The organism is Chryseobacterium salviniae (assembly GCF_035819015.1).
Classification (GTDB): domain Bacteria; phylum Bacteroidota; class Bacteroidia; order Flavobacteriales; family Weeksellaceae; genus Chryseobacterium; species Chryseobacterium salviniae.
Window position 1 is genome coordinate 1 of sequence record NZ_JAYLAA010000025.1, and the last position, 6767, is coordinate 6767.

Consider the following 6767-nt stretch of genomic DNA (forward strand, 5'->3'; position numbering starts at 1 on the left):
AAAGAAAGTAAAATAATATGAAAATTATTATCTATAGAAGATACACCAAAAACCGAAAGAAATCCTACAAAAGTAACCTGGGAACTCTTCATAAAAAGAAGCAACGGGAAATTTACCACCACCAACATTAAGAAAAAAGGAACCGGTGATTTCACATTTGGTGAAAAAGCATTAGGGCATACCTTCCGCTTGGAAGCTTATCTTTATAAGCCTGAAGGAGGCGGATTAATGATTACCCCAAAACGCGACAAAATACCGAGAATAAGTAAGGTTGAGCTGTTTTATGTGGATGATTCCAGAGGAACTACCTTCAGCTTCATGGAAAAGCTCCGTGCAAGAGCTTATGCGGTGAACCTGTTTAATAAAGAACTTGTTTTTACCCTTTGGGAAGATGATGCTAAAGGTGGCGGACATAGCAAAAGCAATACGCCCATTGCCACACAAAAAACGAAAGTAGACCACAACGGCATCGCCGTTACCGAATTTCTCCTGTCGAAAGCCTTAATGCAGAAAGCCATGCAGGGCGAAGCAGATCCTAAACAATTAGAGTTTTATGTAACGGTAGAATACTATTCCCATAAAAAACATGCAACGGATAATGTCGAGGTGAATAATCCTTTTCCTCAAACTCCGAAATCAAAAACCTCATCAATACCTGCCAAAGCCAAAGGCTCACCCGCAGAACAGAAACCAAAATCTAAAAAAGAAGAAAAAGGAATTTTAGAAAGCATTGCAGATCAATTTCTGGAACTTTGGGATTGGAGCGAAAGCAAAGGAACGATCCAAAAAGACCAGCCGCCAACCCTGCCGAAACCGGAAGGCAGAAGCCCGGCGGTGGTGAGTGAGCCTAAGCAGGAGAATCAAAAAGAAGATTGTATATGTAAGAGGCACAATTTAATTTGGGGTAATAAAGTAAGTTGCGAATTCAGAAAAAAAGTCGTAGAAATTTGTGCAGAACTTTGGGGAGAAGGTAACAAAATAAAAATGGCAAATGGATTGATGGCAGTGATGAAAGTTGAAACAGCAGGTTCCTTCAAAGCTCATCAAATTATGGGGAAGCCACTTCAAGATGTTAATTCAATTACAAAAGATGATTTTTGGCTAATTAGAAAAAACAAGGATGGTGAAATTACATCTAAAGCATCACGAGCTGTAGGTTTAATTCAGTTTACACAAGCAGCTTTGGAACAAATTGGAGAATTTACTTCTGGTAGTGGTTTTGATAAACTTCATGAAGTAAAATTGCGTTTTGCAAAAATGGGAGAGATTGCTCAGTTAGATAAAGTAAAAAAATATTTTGAACCAAGTAAAGATAAGATAAAATCCCCTGAAGATATATATTTGCATGTTTTTGCTCCAAATGGAGTTGGAAAAGCCGACACTTATGTTCTTTATGATAAAGATGTAGACGGTGAAAAATATAGACAGAATGAAAGTGTGGACAAAGAAAACAACCATGATGGCAAAATAACAAGGAGTGAAATTTTGGGAAGATACAGGATTAGCTATGGGGAAGGCTTACCGAATAATGCTGTGCAGTTTATATGTAAAGAAGAGGTTAAAGACGAGAGTTTAGCTAAAGATTGTGTGCAAATTCGGATATATTATCAGGACGCTCTTATAGAAAAACATATTCCTAAAAGCATTAAAGCAGGTTATGAAAACAAGTATGAGTATATCTATATTGATAAAAATGATACTGAACATAAAATAGGAGAATATTCTCATACTAATAGTAAATTAGTTAATCTAGCAACGTTTAAAGCATATAAAGAAGGCGGTGTCAATATTGCAATCGGAATAAAAGGAGGGCAGGAAAGTAAGTGTTACATTAAAACCCTTAATTTTGCTGCATTAATAGGTGCTTTAGCTGAAATTGATGCTTCAGATCTTTGTATTACCCAGTTTAGCACCTCTGACGGTGGTTCCCCAGCACCAAGCGTTTCTCATAAAGAAGGAGTTGCAGGTGATCTACGATATTTAAGCACTCATAGAGATGGTAGAGGAACACTATTGCAAGATTCTCATTTTGACTATGAGAGAAATGTAGCATTAACCGAAGCTTTATATAAATTTGGATATGGAAAGGATAAATTTATGTTATCCGAAAATTTCAATTATAACGGAAAAATAACAAGATTACCTCACACATTACATTATGCCAGAGGAAGGGTACGGCATCATCATCATTTACATATTCAAGGACTATCAGCAAATTTTAAAGAAATAGAAGAATGAAAAATTTAGTAATAGTAATAGCATATATGTTTGTTTTTTTTTCTTGTCAATACAAAGAAGAAAGTAAAATCATTAGCCGTGGCAATCCTTCCAAATTAAGTACCGTCCAAAATCAAAAAGATTTATTTAAAAATTTAAAGTTACCATTTTCATCATCTAATATTAATTTTATAACCGATAGTCTTGGTTATTATATTTATAACAAAAAAGATTATATTGATTCAGATGTTTTAGGCATAAATTTGCCGGTTAAAAAACCAATAATCCCAATAGGCAAACTAAAATATCCAAATTTTGTTATATATATTTATGGATATGGAAAAATTGGAGAAGAACTTTTACAACCAATAATAATGGCTAAAACATACGATAGAGAAAATAAATTAATAGACTCGCTCGAATTACAGAAATATCAAAGTTGGGACTATGAATTGCAGAAAACATTTGTTTATAATAAGAATAACAATATAGAAGTATTTGAAAATACAATTGCCTATGAATTAAATGACATTAACGAAGAAGGGATAAAAACATCTAAGCATAACAAATATTTTTTAGATAAAAATGGACATTTTATCAAAATCAATAATAAAAACCCATCAAAAAACTCAAGTTTTAACGGTACTTTCTCCGTATATGTTGAAACCGAACAAACCTCTACAGGTAAGGCATCAATTACATACAATTTTTCTATCAAAGATAGTATTGCAAACCTTAATACAAATACATATCATGAACCAATAAATTGTAATGGTAAATACAGAACGAAAGAAAAAGAAAACATTTTAGAATTGTATTATAATAATGGTGATGATTTTTGCAAACAAAAATTACCAAATTTCATCATTAAATATGAAAAAGGAAAATATTTAATTAAAGGAGTTGGAAACGAAGCTACTAATAAAGATTGGTTAATAATTGATAAGGATATTTAAGGAAGTCGTAATAAAAGGCAAGAATAAAACCAAAATCTAAAAAAGAAGAAAAAGGAATAGTAGAAACCGTGAGCGGCTGGTTTGGAGACTTATGGGATTGGGGAGAAACTAAAGGAACAGCCACCAAAGATAAAGCGCCTACGGTACAGAAACCAGAAGGAAGAAGCCCGGCGATGGTAAAACAACGGCCGCAAGAGAAGAAAGAGACTTGCGTGTGCAAAGAACAGTACAAAGATTTAGTTTGGGGAGGGAAAGTAAGTTGCGAGTTTAGGAAAAAGGTTGTGCAAATGGCTATAAATTTAGGGCTTCCTCAAAAAAATTATGAAGGAGCAAATTGGTTAATGACTATTATGGCATTGGAATCCGCCTATTCATTTAGCCCAAAATGCGGAACTTTTGGAAAAAATCCTGATGAAAGCAGTAAATATAAGTATGTAGGCTTGATACAATTTGGTAAGGCGGCTGCGGAAGAAGTAGGAACAACAAGAACGCATTTAATTTCATTAACAGCCGAAGAACAATTAGATTATGTAGAAAAACATTTTCAATTGAAACAGTTTAAAGGCTTACTCAATAATAGAACCGCTCTATATTTATCAGTCAACTATCCAAGTGCTACAAAATATGCATCAGACAAAGACCATGTAGTTTATGATAGTACTAAAGATGCATATGATGACAATCCTATGTTTAAAAGGGAAACACACGAGTTTTGGATTGACAAGAAAGGTAAAAAACAATATTATACTGGCAAAGAAGGGAAATCTTATGTTTGGGAATTTGAAGAGGCTCTTAAAGAGGTAGAAGATTTAGGAAAATCAAATAAAACCAAAACTTTTACTTGCGAAAATATTAATAAAACAAATGATAAGGTTAATGCAAAAGATGTGGTAACATATCATATATATAGCGGAGGAAAAATAGAAAAACATATTCCAAAAAAAATAAAAGAAGGATTTGAAAAGAAATATAAATATGTATTTCATGATTCGAAAGGAAATGAGCACGAGGTGTGTACGGCTGATTGGCACACGACTAAAGAAAAGGGGATTGGTCAAGTTTATAAAACCAAACCGACGCATTCAAAAGTTATTTCTGATCAAAATGTTTCAGAAGGAAACACTTCTAGGCGTGTGAAGTATGAAAATGGAGATATCGCAGAATATGGAAACCACCCTAAAAAAGGAATTATTTGGCTTTTGTATAAAGCTGGAAAAAATAATGTTGAATTAGTTAAAATGCCAGATAGTTTAAATTATAGTAAAGATGGGATTTTAATTGCATATAATTTTTCAAAAACTCAAAGAAGATATACAGGTGCAAATTCTTTTGCAGGATTTATTGGATATTTAGCTAAATCAGGATATAAATTAACAACTACTGGCAGTTGTTTCTCTGAAGGTTCAAGTTTTCCGAGCCAAGAACATTGTAATGGCAGAAGTGTTGATACGCTTTATTTGGGTGTAATTGAACAAGATCAAAAAGTAATTGACAATGCCATGTTTTTTCATTTTACAGAAGTATTAAAGGGTGTAAATAGTTATTGTGAAAAATTAAAAAGAGCTGGTAATGGGGGAACTCTTCATAATAGTCATTTACATTCAGGAAATTTTGATAGTTCGATAATAAAAATTATAAAAGAACAATGAAGAAAATAATAATCATTTTATGTTTTTTAAGTATATTTTCTTGTAAAAAAACACAAGAAAATGTTAGTATAAATACAATTGAATTAAATAAAGAATGGCAAGGAGACCTATTAATCTCAGATTTGAATTTTGTAAATTCAATTGAGCCGACATGTAAATTAAATAGTTCTTTTTTTGGACGTACTGATAAGCAAATAAAAGAAGATGATTTAAAATGTGCTTTGTCAAAAATCAAATTTAACTATGAAAAGTTAAATTCTTTAAAATCTAAAACTTTCGTAGGAAAGATAGGCCCTAACACAAATATTTTTATTAATACTACCAAGCCTAGTGATACCGAAAATGCAGATATATATAATCAAGCAACATTGTACGTACAAATCAATAAAAATATTACAGACTCTATTGTCATTTATCACTTGATAAATTTTTCTGAAGCGTTAACAGTAAAAGAAAGAAATTATTTTATTAATAATGACAATATTTATTTACTTGATATAGCTGAAGATGAATCTGGTGCAAGTGTACAAAAATGGTCACAAAACAAGATAAATTCATCAGGAAAAATAGTTTTAATAAAACAAAAAATATTTTCTGTCGAAGAAGATTCTAAAAAAATCATGCAGACAGAGAATGATCCATGGAGAGGAACTTATCATTTTGAGGCATCAAACAAAGATGATGCAAAAACAATTTTTAATATTACTATAAATTCGTTAAATGATATATCTGTAGATGTAAATGAAGACGGAATAGAAAATAAATATCCTCATATAAAAGCAGAAGAAGTTAATAATGAAAAGATTAAAATAAACTATGACCCTCCTTCAGGGGACATGGGAACTATTTATGTTGAAAAATCAGACAATGAATTTTTTATTTCAGGACAGCCAATATATTTTATTAATCCTGGGAATAACGAAATGCCTTTAAAGAAAGTAAAATAATATGAAAATTATTATCTATAGAAGATACACCAAAAACCGAAAGAAATCCTACAAAAGTAACCTGGGAACTCTTCATAAAAAGAAGCAACGGGAAATTTACCACCACCAACATTAAGAAAAAAGGAACCGGTGATTTCACATTTGGTGAAAAAGCATTAGGGCATACCTTCCGCTTGGAAGCTTATCTTTATAAGCCTGAAGGAGGCGGATTAATGATTACCCCCAAACGCGACAAAATACCGAGAATAAGTAAGGTTGAGCTGTTTTATGTGGATGATTCCAGAGGAACTAACTTCAGCTTCATGGAAAAGCTCCGTGCAAGAGCTTATGCGGTGAACCCTGTTTAATAAAGAACTTGTTTTTACCCTTTGGGAAGATGATGCTAAAGGTGGCGGACATAGCAAAAGCAATACGCCCATTGCCACACAAAAAACGAAAGTAGACCACAACGGCATCGCCGTTACCGAATTTCTCCTGTCGAAAGCCTTAATGCAGAAAGCCATGCAGGGCGAAGCAGATCCTAAACAATTAGAGTTTTATGTAACGGTAGAATACTATTTCCATAAAAAACATGCAACGGATAATGTCGAGGTGAATAATCCTTTTCCTCAAACTCCGAAATCAAAAACCTCATCAATACCTGCCAAAGCCAAAGGCTCACCCGCAGAACAGAAGCCTAAATCTAAAAAAGAAGAAAAAGGAATTTTAGAAAGCATTGCAGATCAATTTCTGGAACTTTGGGATTGGAGCGAAAGCAAAGGAACCATCAAAAAAAACCAGCCGCCAACCCTGCCGAAACCGGAAGGCAGAAGCCCGGCGGTGGTGAGTGAGCCTAAGCAGCAACCTGTTAGAAATTGCGGAGAAAAATATTGTATAAAGAAAGGAGATAAGAGCGAACTTATCAGGGAAATTAATATACGTCTTGCCGGGTTCGGAGGTAATGTTCCTACGGATGAGTTTACTGACAGGACTGAAAAAATGATAAAACAGTTCCAACG

The 6767-nt window shown here is 33.2% G+C and carries 6 protein-coding genes; all 6 read left to right on the forward strand.

Annotated elements, in window-relative coordinates; all coding sequences use genetic code 11:
- The first annotated feature begins 189 nt into the window (after nt 1-189).
- Nucleotides 190-2238 carry a hypothetical protein gene (locus tag SOP96_RS07045; protein WP_326320287.1) on the forward strand — a complete coding sequence of 683 codons (2049 nt, stop codon included), beginning with the start codon at nt 190-192 and terminating at the stop codon, nt 2236-2238.
- A complete protein-coding gene (locus SOP96_RS07050; protein ID WP_326320288.1) occupies nt 2235-3173 on the forward strand; it encodes a hypothetical protein in 939 nt (312 codons plus the stop codon). Before SOP96_RS07045 ends, SOP96_RS07050 begins: the two co-directional genes overlap by 4 nt.
- A 68-nt stretch (nt 3174-3241) precedes the next feature.
- A complete protein-coding gene (locus SOP96_RS07055; protein WP_326320289.1) occupies nt 3242-4822 on the forward strand; it encodes a hypothetical protein in 1581 nt (526 codons plus the stop codon).
- A complete protein-coding gene (locus SOP96_RS07060) occupies nt 4819-5769 on the forward strand; it encodes a hypothetical protein (RefSeq protein ID WP_326320290.1) in 951 nt (316 codons plus the stop codon). Before SOP96_RS07055 ends, SOP96_RS07060 begins: the two co-directional genes overlap by 4 nt.
- A 173-nt stretch (nt 5770-5942) precedes the next feature.
- A complete protein-coding gene (locus SOP96_RS07065; RefSeq protein ID WP_326320291.1) occupies nt 5943-6116 on the forward strand; it encodes a hypothetical protein in 174 nt (57 codons plus the stop codon).
- 142 nt (nt 6117-6258) lie between these two features.
- Nucleotides 6259-6767: hypothetical protein (locus tag SOP96_RS07070; protein ID WP_326320292.1), on the forward strand; the 509-nt coding region annotated here is incomplete at its 3' end.